Source organism: Brevundimonas sp. M1A4_2e (genome assembly GCF_053345555.1).
Genome location: NZ_JBKFAI010000003.1, coordinates 168,125 through 182,295, shown reverse-complemented (window position 1 = coordinate 182,295; position 14,171 = coordinate 168,125). Strand labels below are relative to the sequence as shown.

General features: G+C 67.6%; 12 protein-coding genes. 7 read left to right on the top strand and 5 right to left on the bottom strand.

Going from position 1 to position 14,171, the window contains the following annotated elements:
- Positions 1-47 precede the first annotated feature (47 nt).
- The 4 genes from sucD to ACLBV5_RS07810 all read left to right on the top strand — a co-directional run bounded on the left by sucD (position 48) and on the right by ACLBV5_RS07810 (position 6,388).
- Positions 48-950, top strand: a complete 903-nt coding sequence (sucD, locus tag ACLBV5_RS07825) for a succinate--CoA ligase subunit alpha (protein ID WP_024354482.1) — start codon at positions 48-50, stop codon at positions 948-950.
- A 339-nt stretch (positions 951-1,289) separates the two neighbouring features.
- On the top strand, positions 1,290-4,304 hold the full coding sequence (locus ACLBV5_RS07820; protein ID WP_392354591.1) for a 2-oxoglutarate dehydrogenase E1 component: 3,015 nt from the start codon (positions 1,290-1,292) through the stop codon (positions 4,302-4,304).
- Between the two features lie 55 nt (positions 4,305-4,359).
- Positions 4,360-5,862: a 2-oxoglutarate dehydrogenase complex dihydrolipoyllysine-residue succinyltransferase gene (gene odhB, locus ACLBV5_RS07815; RefSeq protein ID WP_447605323.1), complete on the top strand. Its 1,503-nt coding sequence runs from the start codon at positions 4,360-4,362 to the stop codon at positions 5,860-5,862.
- 91 nt (positions 5,863-5,953) lie between these two features.
- The gene (locus tag ACLBV5_RS07810) at positions 5,954-6,388 is read left to right on the top strand and encodes a hypothetical protein (RefSeq protein ID WP_025976305.1); all 435 of its coding nucleotides are present in this window, start codon (positions 5,954-5,956) and stop codon (positions 6,386-6,388) included.
- On the opposite strand, the gene ACLBV5_RS07805 is transcribed toward ACLBV5_RS07810, so the two are convergent.
- Positions 6,385-6,651 (bottom strand): DUF6356 family protein, encoded by a 267-nt coding sequence (locus tag ACLBV5_RS07805; RefSeq protein WP_025976304.1) that lies wholly within the window; start codon positions 6,649-6,651, stop codon positions 6,385-6,387. The genes ACLBV5_RS07810 and ACLBV5_RS07805 overlap by 4 nt on opposite strands.
- 157 nt (positions 6,652-6,808) lie before the next feature.
- On the opposite strand from ACLBV5_RS07805, the gene ACLBV5_RS07800 reads away from it, so the two are divergent.
- Both ACLBV5_RS07800 and ACLBV5_RS07795 read left to right on the top strand, forming a co-directional pair.
- Positions 6,809-8,014: an acyl-CoA dehydrogenase gene (locus ACLBV5_RS07800; protein ID WP_447605322.1), complete on the top strand. Its 1,206-nt coding sequence runs from the start codon at positions 6,809-6,811 to the stop codon at positions 8,012-8,014.
- Positions 8,015-8,141: 127 nt separating this feature from the next.
- Entirely contained in the window at positions 8,142-9,479 is a 1,338-nt protein-coding gene (locus ACLBV5_RS07795) for a trypsin-like peptidase domain-containing protein (protein ID WP_447605321.1), read from the top strand.
- Positions 9,480-9,801: 322 nt separating this feature from the next.
- On the opposite strand, the gene fabB is transcribed toward ACLBV5_RS07795, so the two are convergent.
- The 3 genes from fabB to ACLBV5_RS07780 form a co-directional block, all read right to left on the bottom strand.
- A complete protein-coding gene (gene fabB, locus ACLBV5_RS07790) occupies positions 9,802-11,031 on the bottom strand; it encodes a beta-ketoacyl-ACP synthase I (RefSeq protein WP_134581860.1) in 1,230 nt (409 codons plus the stop codon).
- Between the two features lie 63 nt (positions 11,032-11,094).
- Positions 11,095-11,637 (bottom strand): 3-hydroxyacyl-[acyl-carrier-protein] dehydratase FabA, encoded by a 543-nt coding sequence (gene fabA, locus ACLBV5_RS07785; RefSeq protein ID WP_447605320.1) that lies wholly within the window; start codon positions 11,635-11,637, stop codon positions 11,095-11,097.
- A gap of 79 nt (positions 11,638-11,716) precedes the next feature.
- Entirely contained in the window at positions 11,717-12,289 is a 573-nt protein-coding gene (locus ACLBV5_RS07780) for an SH3 domain-containing protein (RefSeq protein ID WP_447605319.1), read from the bottom strand.
- A 53-nt stretch (positions 12,290-12,342) separates the two neighbouring features.
- Here ACLBV5_RS07780 and ACLBV5_RS07775 point away from each other — a divergent pair, with 53 nt between their 5' ends.
- Positions 12,343-13,329, top strand: coding sequence for a D-glycerate dehydrogenase (locus ACLBV5_RS07775; RefSeq protein ID WP_313633976.1), 987 nt, complete (start codon positions 12,343-12,345; stop codon positions 13,327-13,329).
- A gap of 63 nt (positions 13,330-13,392) precedes the next feature.
- Here the strand turns inward: ACLBV5_RS07775 and ACLBV5_RS07770 are convergent, their stop codons facing one another.
- The gene (locus ACLBV5_RS07770) at positions 13,393-14,169 is read right to left on the bottom strand and encodes a HesA/MoeB/ThiF family protein (protein ID WP_025976297.1); all 777 of its coding nucleotides are present in this window, start codon (positions 14,167-14,169) and stop codon (positions 13,393-13,395) included.
- Between the last annotated feature and the right edge of the window lie 2 nt (positions 14,170-14,171).

Below are 14,171 nucleotides of genomic sequence, written 5' to 3'. Positions count from 1 at the left end.
TTAACGACGACCGCCTCGCAGACACACAGATTTCAGAGCACAGACACATGTCCATCCTCGTTAACAAGAACACCAAGATCCTGGTCCAGGGCCTGACCGGCAAGACCGGCAGCTTCCACACCGAACAGGCCCTGGCCTACTACGGCACGCAAATGGTCGGCGGCATCCATCCGGCCAAGGGCGGCCAGACCTGGACCGGTTCGCACGGCGAAAGCCTGCCGATCTTCGCTTCGGTCGCCGAAGGCAAGGAGCGCACCGGCGCCGACGCCTCGGTGATCTACGTCCCGCCGGCAGGCGCGGCCGACGCCATTATCGAAGCCATCGAGGCCGAGATCCCCTTCATCACCTGCATCACCGAGGGCATCCCGGTGCAGGACATGGTTCGCGTCAAGGCCCGCCTGGACCGCTCCAACTCGCGCCTGCTGGGCCCGAACTGCCCCGGCGTCCTGACCCCGGAAGAGTGCAAGATCGGCATCATGCCGGGCTCGATCTTCAAGAAGGGCAACGTCGGCATCGTCTCGCGCTCGGGCACGCTGACCTATGAAGCCGTGTTCCAGACCACCAACGAAGGCCTGGGCCAGACCACGGCCGTCGGCATCGGCGGCGACCCGGTCAAGGGCACCGAGTTCATCGACGTGCTGGAAATGTTCCTGGCTGACGACGCCACCGAGTCCATCATCATGATCGGCGAAATCGGCGGCGCGGCCGAAGAAGACGCCGCCCAGTTCCTGATCGACGAAGCCAAGAAGGGCCGCAAGAAGCCGATGGCCGGCTTCATCGCGGGCCGCACGGCGCCCAAGGGCCGCACCATGGGCCACGCCGGCGCTGTCGTCTCGGGCGGCAAGGGCGATGCGGAATCCAAGATCGCCGCGATGGAGGCTGCGGGCATCCGCGTCTCGCCGTCGCCCGCGCGTCTGGGCACGACCTTGGTTGAAGTGCTGAAGGGTTAAACCCTTCAGCAGCGCCTCCTTGGAGGCGCGACGCTAACGCTCGCGACGCGGTCGCTCGTTGCTTGAGCGCCGGATTCACTCAAGGTGGGTTTGGCGCTAAGCGGGGCGGATTGGACGAAAGTCTAGTCGATCCGCGTTTCGGGGACGTTTTTCGCGCCGTGTGACCTTTTGTAACGCCTCCGGAATCGTCCGGAGGCGTTTTTTCTTGCGGAATCGACCAAATTCCACCCGCTCCGCCTCCCTTCGGTCATGACCAGTAAGGAAACAGGGCCTATATGAACGGCGCTGCTCTCCGCGCGGCTGTGCGCGGGCGGTTGTAAAGGGACGATTGAAAGAAAAATGGCGGACGATGCGGGTCGGCTGAACCAGGTCTTTGCCGAGACCTCCTTCCTCTATGGCGCGAACGCGGCCTTCATTGAGGACCTGCACGAAAAATGGGCCTCGGACCCCGGCTCGGTATCGGGGGAATGGCGCGCCTTCTTCGATCAGTTGAAGGACAACGCCGACCTGGTGAAGCAGTCGGCCGCCGCCGGCTCCTGGGGCCGTTCGGGCGCGACCGAGCCGACCGAAGAGACCGCCGTGTTCGATGGTCGCTGGCCCGCCCCCAAGGCCGATCCCAAGGCCGCCGGCAAGCCCGGCGCGCGCCCGGCTCCGGCTGCAGCCGGCGCCGGTGTTTCGGCCGCCGATGTGCGCGCGGCCGCCCACGACTCCATCCGCGCCCTGATGCTGATCCGCTCTTATCGCGTGAACGGCCACCTGCAGGCGAACCTGGACCCGCTGGGCATTGAGCCGCCGGTTCAGAACCCGGAGCTGACGCCTGAATTCTATGGCTTCACCGAAGCCGACATGGACCGTCCGATCTATCTCGACGGCGTGCTGGGTCTGGAGACCGGCTCGCTGCGCCAGGTGATCGAGCTGCTGCGCCGCACCTACTGCGGCAATATCGGCGTGCAGTTCATGCACATCGCCGAACCGGAAGAAAAAGCCTGGCTGCAACAGCGCATCGAGGGCCCGGACAAATACGCCCAGAACGCCTTCACCAAGGAAGGCAAGCTGGCCATCTTCAAGAAGCTGGTCGAGGCCGAGGGCTTCGAACGCTTCCTGCACAAACGCTTCCCCGGCACCAAGCGCTTCGGTCTGGACGGCGGCGAAGCCATGGTCCCGGCGCTGGAGCAGGTGATCAAGCGCGGCGGCGCCCTGGGCGTCGACGAGATCGTGCTCGGCATGGCGCACCGCGGCCGCCTGAACGTTCTGGCCGCGGTCATGGGCAAGCCCTACAAGGCCATCTTCCACGAGTTCCAGGGCGGTTCTTCCGTCCCCTCGGACATCGAAGGCTCGGGCGACGTCAAATACCACATGGGCGCCTCGTCGGACCGTGAGTTCGACGGCCACAGCGTCCACCTGTCGCTGACCGCCAACCCCTCGCACCTCGAGATCGTCAACCCGGTCGTCCTGGGCAAGTCGCGCGCCAAGCAGGCGTTCGACATTCGCGAGGCCGAGGTCAACCTGGGCAAGCCGGACGCCGAATGGGTGCTGGACCGCTCCAAGGTCGCGCCTCTGCTGATCCACGGCGACGCCGCCTTCGCCGGCCAGGGCGTGGTCGCTGAATGCTTCGCCCTGATGGGGCTGAAGGGCTACCGCACCGGCGGCACCCTGCACTTCGTCATCAACAACCAGATCGGCTTTACGACGGCGCCGCGCAACTCGCGCTCTTCGCCCTATCCGTCGGATGTGGCCCTGATGGTTCAGGCGCCGATCTTCCACGTCAACGGCGACGACCCCGAAGCGGTCGTCTTCGCCGCCAAGGTGGCCACCGAATACCGCCAGAAGTTCCACAAGGACGTGGTGGTGGACATGTTCTGCTACCGCCGCTTCGGCCACAACGAAGGCGACGACCCGACCTTCACCCAGCCGCTGATGTACGCCAAGATCAAGAACCAGCCCTCGACGCTGGAGATCTACGCCAAGCGCCTGATCGCCGAGGGCGTCATCACCCAGGCCGAGGTCGACGCCGAGATCGCCCGCTTCGAAGCCTTCCTCGACGCCGAGTTCGACGCCGGCAAGACCTTCGAGGCCAAGAAGGCCGACTGGCTGGACGGCGAGTGGAAGGGCCTGGGCGTCGACGCCGGCGACGACCAGCAGCAACGCGGCAAGACCGCGGTCGCGGCGGACAAGCTGCGCGACTACGGCCACCGCCTGACCACCATTCCGAACAGCGTCGACGTGCACAAGACGCTGAAGCGCGTCATCGAGACCCGTCGCGAGACGGTGTCGGCCGGCGAGAACATCGACTGGGCCACGGCCGAGAGCCTGGCCTTCGCCAGCCTGCTGGACGAGGGCTACAACATCCGCCTGTCGGGCCAGGACTCGGTGCGCGGCACCTTCTCGCAGCGCCACTCGGGCATCACCGACCAGACGACCGAGCAGCGCTACTTCCCGCTGAACAACCTGCGCGAGGGCCAGGCCCATTTCGAGGTCATCGACTCGGCCCTGTCGGAAGAAGCGGTGCTGGGCTTCGAGTACGGCTATTCGCTGGCCGACCCGAACACCCTGACCATGTGGGAAGGCCAGTTCGGCGACTTCGTGAACGGCGCCCAGGTGGTGATCGACCAGTTCATCTCCTCGGGCGAGCGCAAGTGGCTGCGCATGAGCGGCCTGGTGATGCTTCTGCCGCACGGCTATGAGGGCCAGGGCCCCGAGCACTCCTCGGCGCGTCTTGAGCGCTTCCTGCAGCAGTGCGCCGAGAACAACATGCAGGTCGCCAATTGCACGACGCCGGCCAACTACTTCCACATCCTGCGTCGCCAGCTGCACCGCTCGTTCCGCAAGCCGCTGATCCTGATGACGCCCAAGTCGCTGCTGCGTCACAAGAAGGCCGTCTCGACCCTGGCCGACATGGCCGAGGGTTCGTCCTTCCACCGCGTGCTGCGCGACGACGCCCAGCTGCGTCCGGACGTGGCGGGCGTGACGCTGAAGGCCGACAAGGACATCCGCAAGGTCATCGTCTGCTCGGGCAAGGTCTATTACGACCTGCTGGACGCGCGCGAGAAGGCCGGTCGCGACGACATCTACATCCTGCGTCTGGAACAGTTCTATCCGTGGCCGATCAAGTCGATCTCGGCGGAACTGGCGCGCTTTCCCAACGCCGACCTCGTCTGGTGCCAGGAAGAGCCGAAGAACATGGGCGGCTGGACCTTCGTCGATCCTTGGCTCGAGCTGACGCTTGAGAAGCTGGACGTGAAGGCCAAGCGCGCGCGCTACGTCGGTCGTCCGGCCTCGGCCTCGACCGCTGCGGGCCTGATGAGCCGACACCTGAAGGAACTCGAGACCTTCCTCGCCGAGGCCATGGCCTGACCGCCGCGCCTGACCTAAGAAACACGTTAAGTTCAGACACGAAAAGACACTGAAGATGGCCGATATCCTCACCCCCGCCCTCGGTGAATCCGTCGCCGAAGCCTCCATCGCCAAGTGGACCAAGAAGGTCGGCGACGCCGTCAAGAAGGACGAGGTCCTGGTCGAGCTGGAAACCGACAAGGTCTCGCTGGAAGTCGTCGCCCCCGCCGACGGCGTGCTGTCGGCGATCAACGCTGATGAAGGCGACACCGTCGTCCCCGGCACGGTGCTCGGCGCTGTGACCGAAGGCGGCGCAGCCGCCGCTTCGGCTCCGGCTGCTGCTGCGGCGCCCGCCGCCGCTCCGGCTGCTTCGGGCGGCGCTGGCGTCGACATCGCCGTGCCGACGATGGGCGAAAGCGTCGCCGAAGGCTCGATCGGAACCTGGCTGAAGAAGTCGGGCGACACCGTCGCCAAGGACGAACTGCTGGTCGAGATTGAGACCGATAAGGTGGCCGTGGAAGTCTCGGCCCCGGCCGCCGGCGTCTTGACCATCACCGCCGCCGACGGCGCCACCGTGACCCCGGGTCAGGTGATCGGTTCGGTCGCCGCCTCTGGCGCTGCTGCTGCGGCCGCTCCGGCTGCGGCCGCCGCCCCGGCCAACACGGGTTCGGCCCAGGTCCAAGGCCAGGACAAGGCCTCGGCGCACCTGTCGCCCGCCGTCCAGCGCGTGGTTTCCGAGAACAACCTGAACCCGGCCTCGCTGTCGGCCTCGGGTCCGAAGGGCAACATCACCAAGGCCGACGCTATCGCCGCCATCGGCGCCGCCGCCCCGGCTGCGCCCAAGGCTGCTGCGGCTCCGGCCGCTCCGCGCGCCGACCAGCCGCGCGAAGAGCGGGTGAAGATGACGCGCCTGCGTCAGACCATCGCCCGTCGCCTGAAGGAATCCCAGAACACGGCCGCCCAGCTGACCACCTTCAACGAGGTGGACATGACCAACGTCATGGCCCTGCGCGCCCAATACAAGGAAGTGTTCGAGAAGCGCCACGGCGTGAAGCTGGGCTTCATGTCCTTCTTCACCAAGGCGGTGGTGCAAGCCCTGCACGAAATCCCGGCCGTCAACGCCGAGATCGACGGCGCGGACATCATCTACAAGAACCACTACGACATCGGCATCGCCGTCGGCACCGACAAGGGCCTGGTGGTTCCGGTCCTGCGCGACGCCGACGTCCTGTCGCTGGCCGGCATCGAGAAGGGCATCGCCGCCCTGGGCAAGGCCGCCCGTGACGGCGCCCTGACCATGGATCAGATGCAAGGCGGCACCTTCACCATCACCAACGGCGGCACCTATGGCTCGCTGATGTCGACGCCGATCTTGAACACGCCGCAGTCGGGCATCCTGGGCATGCACAACATCGTGCAGCGTCCGATGGCCATCAACGGCGAGGTTAAGATCCGTCCGATGATGTACCTGGCCCTCAGCTACGATCACCGCATCGTCGACGGCAAGGAAGCCGTGACCTTCCTGGTCCGCATCAAGGAACTGCTGGAAGACCCGGCGCGCGCCCTGCTGGACCTGTAAGGTCGGCGCGACGCGAACGAGTGACGACGGCGGGATCTTCGGGTCCCGCCGTTTTCATTTGCGGGCGGCGCCGGCGTGCTAGGCTGACGCCATGAGCCTGGTCGAGATCGCCCGCTTTCAAGATGTTTACGAGGCCGATCTGGCGGCGGCCTTCCTGTCGGCGCACGACATCGAGGTGTCCGTGACCGAGCGGTTCCAGACCACGGTCGACCCGTTGATGCAGCGCGCGCTGGGCATCCGCCTGATGGGGCGGGCGGATCAGGCCGATCAGGCGCGCGACCTGCTGAAACGCGCGCGGGCCGGAGAGTTCGCCACGGAGGAGGGCGATGACCTGAACGCGCCCGAAGCGACCGTCCGTGCGGCGTCGCGCGGCTTGGCCCTGTTGGCGTTCGCGTCGGGCGCAGGCTTTGTCGGCACAAGCCTGCCGCGCCGGTTCAGCGCCTTTCAGTGGACTGGGCTGGCGATCCTGGCGGCGGCAGCGCTGCTGAGCCTGGCCCTGTGGGTGGTCGCAACCCTGAACGCCTAGAGGCCGACGTCCCAGACGCCCGCGTCGCGCATCCGGCATTCGCGGGCCTCGGCGGCGCGGCCGCCCATGTCATGGGCCATGCCGCGAATGGCGTCGGACACCGTGGTCTTGTGACGGCCCGGCACGACGGCGTGGATGAAGGCGCAGCCGGCCAGACGCAGCAGCTTGAAGCCGAAGCGCGACGAGGCGGCCATATGCTCGAAATAGGTCTCGTTGACCTCACGCGGGTGATCGCGGAACAGACGATTGAAAGCGTTCGACATGCAGCCAGCCTAGCGTGTTCGCGCCGGTCCCTCTACCCGGCCGCCGCATTCTGGCCTAAACCCGCGCAAGGAATAGAGGGCGCTTCGTCACGCCGCTTCAACCCCGCGTGAGGCGGGCGCGGACGAATCTTCCTTTTCAGGCTCAAGAGGACGACACATGGCCGACGGCACCACCCCTTCCGCCCAGAAATCTTCGGGCCAGACGTTCCGCTGGGATGATCCCTTCGATCTGACGGGGCGTCTGACCGACGAAGAGCGGATGGTCCAGGACGCCGCCCGGTCCTATGCGCGCGAGGCCCTGCTGCCGCGCGTGGTCGCCGCCTTCCGCGATGAGGTCTTCGACCGCGCCATTATGACCGAGATGGGCGAGATGGGCTTCCTGGGCGCCATGCTGCCCGAGCAATACGGCGGTTCCGAAGCGTCGCACGTCGCCTATGGCCTGATCGCGCGCGAGGTCGAGGCGATCGACAGCGGCTACCGTTCGGCCATGAGCGTGCAGTCGTCGCTGGCCATGTATCCGATCTACGCCTTCGGCTCGGACGAGCAGAAGGCCAAGTTCCTGCCCAAGATGGCGGCGGGGGAGTTGGTCGGCTGCTTCGGCCTGACCGAGGCCGACGGCGGGTCCGACCCGGCCTCGATGAAGACCACGGCGGTCGCGGTCGACGGCGGCTATCGCCTGAACGGCGGCAAATACTGGATCACCAACAGCCCGATCAGCGACCTGGCCATCGTCTGGGCCAAGCTAGACGGGACCATCAGGGGCTTCATCGTCGAGCGCGACTTCGACGGCTTCACCACGGGCAAGATCGGCGACAAGCTGTCCTTGCGCGCCTCGATCACCGGCGACATCGGCCTGAACGACGTCTTCGTGCCGGAAGCCAACATCCTGCCGGGCGTACAGGGTCTGCGCGGGCCGTTCTCCTGCCTGAACAAGGCGCGTTTCGGCATCGCCTGGGGCGCGATGGGCGCCGCCGAGTTCTGCTTCCACGCCAGCCGCGACTATGTCGCCGAGCGCACCCTGTTCGGCCGCCCGCTGTCGGCGCGCCAACTGGTGCAGAAGAAGCTGGCCGACATGCAGACCGAGATCTTCCTCGGCTTCGAGGGCGCCTATGCGCTCGGCCGCCTGCTGGACACGGGCGCCTGGGTTCCCGAGGCCATCAGCCTGATGAAGCGCAACAACTGCGGCAAGGCCCTGGCCGTCGCCCGCGAGGCCCGCGACATGCACGGCGGGGCCGGGATCACCGGCGAGCTGCACGTCATGCGCCACGCCATGAACCTGGAGACGGTCAACACCTATGAAGGGGCGCACGACGTCCACGCCCTCATCCTGGGCCGCGCTATCACCGGCGAAGCCGCCTTCTGATCCAAGCGTTGCAGAAAACGCGCGGCCGGCCGATCTTTTGCCGTCGTCGCGCGTTTGTCTCGCCTGCGGGGCGGCGGTCCTCGGCAGTCTGTCGGTCCAAGGCGGTCGGCGCGTGAAGGAAATCGGAATGACCAAACACAGCCTGCTGGCCGGCGCCGCCCTGGCGATCTTCGGTATGGCCCAGGCGGCGCCCATGACGGCCGCCGGCGCGGCGGTGCAGTCGCCGGTCGCCGCCATGCCCTATGACGCCCGGCGCGGCGTCTTCACCTTCGCCGCAGGGCTGGAGGAAAGCCTGCCCGCCGTGGTGCAGGTGACGACCCTGGGCCAGTCGCGCGGTCCCAGTTCGGCGCGCAACCCCAAGCCCTCCCAGGGCGGATCGGGCGTCATCATCGACGCGCGCGAAGGCATCATCGTCACCAACCACCACGTCATCGAGAATGGCCAGAAATTCACGGTCGACCTGATCGACGGGCGCTTGTTCGACGCCACCCTGATCGGCGCCGACAAGGCCACCGACATCGCCGTGCTGAAGATCGACGCCCCGGGCCTGTCGCAGGTGACGACGGTGGACTCCGACACCCTGCGCAGCGGCGACTTGGCGTTCGCCGTCGGCTATCCGCTGGGGTTGGACCAGACCCTGACGATGGGCGTCATCTCGGGTCTGAACCGCTCGGGCATGGGCGACGCCATCGAAGACTATATCCAGACCGATGCGGCGGTGAACTCGGGCAATTCGGGCGGCCCGCTGCTGGACAGCCGGGGACGGCTGATCGGCATCAACACCGCCATCCTGTCGGGCGGCTTCGGCAGCGGCAACGACGGCATCGCCTTCGCCGTGCCGACGCGCATCATGATGTTCGTGGTCGACCAGCTGCGCGCCTCGGGCGAGGTCAAGCGCGGCCGCGTCGGTCTGGGCCTGGGCTCGTTGACGGCCGAGCGCGCGCGCGAGATCGGGCTCAACATCGTGCGCGGCGCCGTGGTCTATGATGTCGAGCCGGGCTCCTCGGGCGAGCAGGCGGGGCTGAAGCCGGGGGACGTGCTCACCCGCATCCAGGGCCGCCCCGTGGCCAACGCCGGGTCGGTTCAGGCCACGGTCGGCATCGCTCAGGCCGGCACTCAGATGCCCGTCGTCTATCTGCGCGACGGCCGCGAGGCCTCAACCCAGCTGACGGTCGAGCCGTCTGATCCAGCCGCTGTGCGTTTGGGGGCGCAGGCCGCCATCGCCCGCGGCCTGACCCTGCGCAATCCCACGTCAGGCCGGGGGGCCCAGATCGCCGTGGTCGAGGCGGGGTCGTCCGCCGCGGCGGCGGGGTTCCAGGCCGGCGATGTGGTGGTCCAGGCGAACGGCGTCGAGATCGCCGACATGAAGGATTTGGCCCAGCGCCTTCAGGCCGCAGGCGAGGCGGTCGTGCCGATCATCGTCCTGCGCGAAAACGAACGCGTCGAGATCGACCTTCCGGCCTGATCGGCGCCGTTAGAAGCTCTACGGCGTCGCCCGCGTGACCCTCGCGCGGGCGAAGTCTTGTGCGCTGAGGGAAGCAGACAGCAAAACGCCCGCGCTGCCGGGAGGGGGAGGGGAGGCAGGCGCGGGCGTCGCTTGGAGGAAGCATCGACCCGCCGAGGCCCTTTACGCGGAAAAATCCGGGGGGCTGGGGGGGCTGTTCAGGATCCGGGACTTCTCCAGGCTCCGACGGGCCGATGCTGCTTTTGTGAGCGCCCTTCCGGGCGGACGAAGGACCGAATGGGGGCGTTTTCGTGTCGCTTCAGATTTTTCCGATCGGTGAAAATCAGACCTTGGACAGGATCAGCGAGGCGTTGGTCCCCCCGAAGCCGAAGCTGTTGGACATGACGTGCTTCAGCTCGCCGTCGTGGCGCTGGCGCAGGATCGGCATGCCCTCGAACTCAGGGTCCAGGGTTTCGATGTGGGCGCTCTCGGCCGCAAAGCCGTGCTTCATCATCAGCAGGCAGTAGATGGCCTCCTGCGCGCCCGCTGCGCCCAGGGAGTGGCCCGTCAGCGACTTGGTCGAGGAAATCATCGGCAGGTCGTCGCCGAAGACGTTGCGCACCGCGCCCATCTCCTTGCTGTCGCCGACCGGCGTGGATGTGCCGTGCGGGTTCAGATAGTCGATCTTCGGATTGCCGGCCATTTCCAGCGCGATCTTCATGCAGCGCTCGGCGCCTTCGCCCGAGGGGGCCACCATGTCGTAGCCGTCCGAGTTGGCGCCGTAGCCGGTGACTTCGGCGTAGATGGTCGCGCCGCGCGCCACGGCGCGTTCGTATTCTTCCAGCACGACGATGCCGGCGCCGCCGGCGATGACGAAGCCGTCGCGGGTCGTGTCATAGGCGCGGCTGGCCTTGTCCGGGGTGTCGTTGAAGTTGGAGGACATGGCGCCCATGGCGTCGAACATGTTCGACATCGACCAGTCGATATCCTCGCAGCCGCCGGCGAAGACCACGTCCTGCTTGCCCCAGGCGATCTGCTCGGCGGCCGCGCCGATGCAGTGGGCGCTGGTCGCGCAGGCCGAGCTGATCGAATAGTTGATGCCCTTCAGCTCGAACCAGGTGGCCAGCACGGCCGAGGGGCCGGACGCCATCGCCTTGGGCACGGCGAACGGGCCGACGCGCTTGGGCGAGCCCTTTTCGACGGTCGTCTGGGCCGCCTGCAGGATGACCTGGGTCGAGGGGCCGCCCTCGCCGACGATCAGGCCGATGCGCTCGTCCTTGATCTCGTCGGCGCTCAGGCCGCTGTCCTTCAGGGCTTCTTCAAAGGCGATGTGCGCCCAGGCCGTCCCGTTGGCCAGGAAACGGGCGGCGCGGCGGTCGACCAGCGGCGCCCAGTCCTCAGCCGTATGACCCAGGGCGGGCGGCGCCCAGACCTGGGAGCGGAAGCCGTATTTGGCGTGGTCGGCGGCGTGCTGGACGCCCGACTTGGCGTTGCGCAGCGAGGCCGCGACCTCGTCTTGGCCGGTGCCGATGGAGGAGACGATGCCCAGTCCGGTGACGACGACACGCCGCATGGTGTTTCCAATCCTACAAAGTCTGCGGACGCCGCGTGGGCCGCGGCTGTCCATCAAGTGGGGTCAGGCGGCGCTCGGTTCCACCGAAGCCGCGCCGCCGAACAGGCCGACGCGCATATCGGCGCAAGTATAGATGACCTCGCCGTCCGCTTCGAGCACGCCGTCGGCGATGCCCATGACCAGCTTACGGTTGATGACGCGCTTCAGGTGGACCTTATAGACCACCTTCTTGATGTCGGGGGTCACCTGACCGGTGAACTTCACCTCGCCGACGCCCAGCGCCCGACCCTTGCCGGGGCCGCCGATCCAGCCCAGGTAGAAGCCGACCAGCTGCCACATGGCGTCCAGGCCCAGGCAGCCCGGCATGACCGGATCGCCGATGAAGTGGCACTGGAAGAACCAGAGGTCCGGGTTGATGTCGAGTTCGGCCTCGACATAGCCCTTGCCGTAGTCGCCGCCGTCGGCGGTGATGGTCTTGATGCGGTCGAACATCAGCATCGGCGGCGCCGGCAGCTGGGCGTTGCCCGGACCGAACAGTTCGCCCCGGCCCGAGGCCAGCAGGCCTTCGTGATCGAACGACGACGGATATTGCGACGACTGGCTCAAGATTGATCAGCTCCGAAAGGTGTTGCTGGCGGGTTACACGACCCGAAGGCCGCGCTCAACCGTGCCGTCGATATGGGGATCAGGAGGCGCGGCCGGTTCCGGCGGGGCGGGCGGCGTTGCACAGGGCGCGTTCCTGGGCGCCGAAGACGGCTCTTTGCTGCACCCACCCGCGCAGCTTGCGCGCCCGCACGCGGCACCAGCCGTCCTCGCACTCGTCCAGCGACACCAGGGCGTGCGGCGACAGCAGGGCGCGGACCGAGGCGGTTTCCGACCGGCTAGATCGGATGGGCACAGGCTCGTCCGAGCGGTTGAACACGCTCCGGCGGCCCGAGGCGACGGTGCGGTGGATCCAGGCCACGGAGCCGTCGGGATCGCAGATCTTTCGCCACTCGCGCGTCTCGGCGATCACCTGCACCGGCAGGCCGGCGGCGCGGTATTCCCACAGAATGCGGTAATCCAGGCCCGGTCCCTGACGCGCCCGCACCTGCGAGGATTTCAGCGTCACCCAGCGCGGCACCTCCAGCCCGGTCGGGGTGGGGCGGCCGTCCGGCATGGTGGCGCCCGCCGACAGCAGAACGCCGGTCGTCAGGACAGCGGCGAGGGCCGCGACGCGAGGCGCCCTTTTGTTCCTGACCGCAGCTTTGCTAGACACCGAATATCGACCCGTTCCGAACGGGCGCCGCCCGTGGAAAACCCAGGTCCCCTATGTCCGCTCGCAAGCTTAAGGTCGTATTAACCAGACGCCTGCCGGACGCCGTTGAGACGCGGATGCGCGAACTTTTCGACGCCGAGCTGAACCTGACCGACCGGCCGATGTCGCGCGACGAACTGGCCGCCGCCCTGCAGCGGGCCGAGGTGCTGGCGCCGACCATCACCGACCAGCTGGACGCCGAACTGATCGCAGGCGCGGGCGAGCAGCTGAAGATGATCGCCAACTTCGGCGCGGGCGTGGACCATATCGACATCGACGCCGCCGTCGGGCGCGGGATCATCGTCACTAACACGCCCGGCGTCCTGACCGAGGACACGGCCGATCTGGGCATGAGTCTGATCCTGGCGGTGAGCCGCCGCATCGTCGAGGGCGCCGCCGTCGTCGAGGCCGGGCGCTTCGAGGGCTGGAGCCCGACCTGGATGTGCGGCCGCAAACTGTGGGGCAAGCGTCTGGGCATCGTCGGCATGGGCCGCATCGGTCAGGCCCTGGCCCGCCGGGCCAAGGCCTTCGGCATGCAGGTCCACTATCACAACCGCAAACCCGTCCCCGACATGATCGCCGAAGAGCTGGGCGCCACCTGGTGGGACGATCTGGACCAGATGCTGGCGCGGATGGACGTCATCTCGCTGAACTGCCCGGCGACGAAGGAGACGCATCACCTGCTGTCGGCCGAGCGCCTGGCCCGGCTTCAGCCGCACGCCATCGTGGTCAACACCGCGCGCGGCGAACTGATCGACGAGGCGGCCCTGGTCCAGGCGCTGGACCGCCGCGCCCTGTTCGGCGTCGGTCTGGACGTGTTCGAGCAGGAGCCGAAGGTCCACCCCGGGCTGATCGGCCGTCCGAACGTGGTGCTGCTGCCTCACCTGGGCTCGGCCACCATCGAGGCGCGCCAGGACATGGGCGACCGCGTCATCGCCAACATCATGACCTATCAGAACGGCCACCGCCCGCCGGATCGGGTCATTCCGGCGATGCTCTAGAGCGAAATCGGTTGAGTTGGACGCAGGTCCAACTCAACTCAGATATTCGCTCAGGACCAGTGTTTAGGCGTGACCTGACCCGCACACCGGGCAGGCGGGGTCGGCGGCGATCTTCGCCACCCGGCTGGTTCCGGCCAGCCCGTCATAGAGCATCAGGCGGCCGGTCAGCGGTTCGCCCGCCCCGGTGATCAGCTTGATCGCCTCCAGCGCCGCCATCGCCCCGATGACGCCCGCCAGGGCGCCGACCACGCCGACGCGGGCGCAGGTCTCCGCGTCGGGCGGAACCTCGGACACCAGGCACTGATAGCAGGGACGTCCCTCGAACACCGACACCTGCCCCGACCAGCGGCCCAGGGCGCCCGACACCAGCGGCTTGCCCGCGGCCACGCAGGCGGCGTTGACGGCCAGACGCGTCTCGAAATCGTCGGTCCCGTCCAGCGCCAGGTCGAAGTCCTGCATCAGGACCGCCGCGCTGTCGGGCGTGACGCGCTGATTGAAGGTCCGGACCGTGACGTGCGGGTTCAGGGCGTTGAGGCGTTCGGCGCCCGCCTCGACCTTGGCGCGGTCGGGGTCGTCGGCAGTGAAGGCGATCTGGCGCTGCAGGTTCGACAGGGCCACCGTATCGTCGTCGATCAGGCCCAGGGTTCCCACGCCGGCGGCGGCCAGATAGAGGGCGGCCGGGTTGCCCACCCCGCCCATGCCGACGATCAGCACGCGGGCGCGCTTCAGCGCCTGCTGGCCGGGGCCGCCGATCTCGGACAGCACCAGCTGGCGGGCGTAACGCTCGACCTCTTCGTCGGAAAAGCGAACCGGGGCGGCGGGGGCGGAAGGCTGGGTCACGC

What these genes read in the sequence shown, in the direction of transcription:
- sucD (WP_024354482.1), top strand. Translation starts at nt 48, where the DNA reads ATGTCCATCCTCGTTAACAAGAACACCAAGATCCTGGTCCAGGGCCTG.
- ACLBV5_RS07820 (WP_392354591.1), top strand. Translation starts at nt 1,290, where the DNA reads ATGGCGGACGATGCGGGTCGGCTGAACCAGGTCTTTGCCGAGACCTCC.
- odhB (WP_447605323.1), top strand. Translation starts at nt 4,360, where the DNA reads ATGGCCGATATCCTCACCCCCGCCCTCGGTGAATCCGTCGCCGAAGCC.
- ACLBV5_RS07810 (WP_025976305.1), top strand. Translation starts at nt 5,954, where the DNA reads ATGAGCCTGGTCGAGATCGCCCGCTTTCAAGATGTTTACGAGGCCGAT.
- ACLBV5_RS07805 (WP_025976304.1), bottom strand. Translation starts at nt 6,651, where the DNA reads ATGTCGAACGCTTTCAATCGTCTGTTCCGCGATCACCCGCGTGAGGTC.
- ACLBV5_RS07800 (WP_447605322.1), top strand. Translation starts at nt 6,809, where the DNA reads ATGGCCGACGGCACCACCCCTTCCGCCCAGAAATCTTCGGGCCAGACG.
- ACLBV5_RS07795 (WP_447605321.1), top strand. Translation starts at nt 8,142, where the DNA reads ATGACCAAACACAGCCTGCTGGCCGGCGCCGCCCTGGCGATCTTCGGT.
- fabB (WP_134581860.1), bottom strand. Translation starts at nt 11,031, where the DNA reads ATGCGGCGTGTCGTCGTCACCGGACTGGGCATCGTCTCCTCCATCGGC.
- ACLBV5_RS07775 (WP_313633976.1), top strand. Translation starts at nt 12,343, where the DNA reads ATGTCCGCTCGCAAGCTTAAGGTCGTATTAACCAGACGCCTGCCGGAC.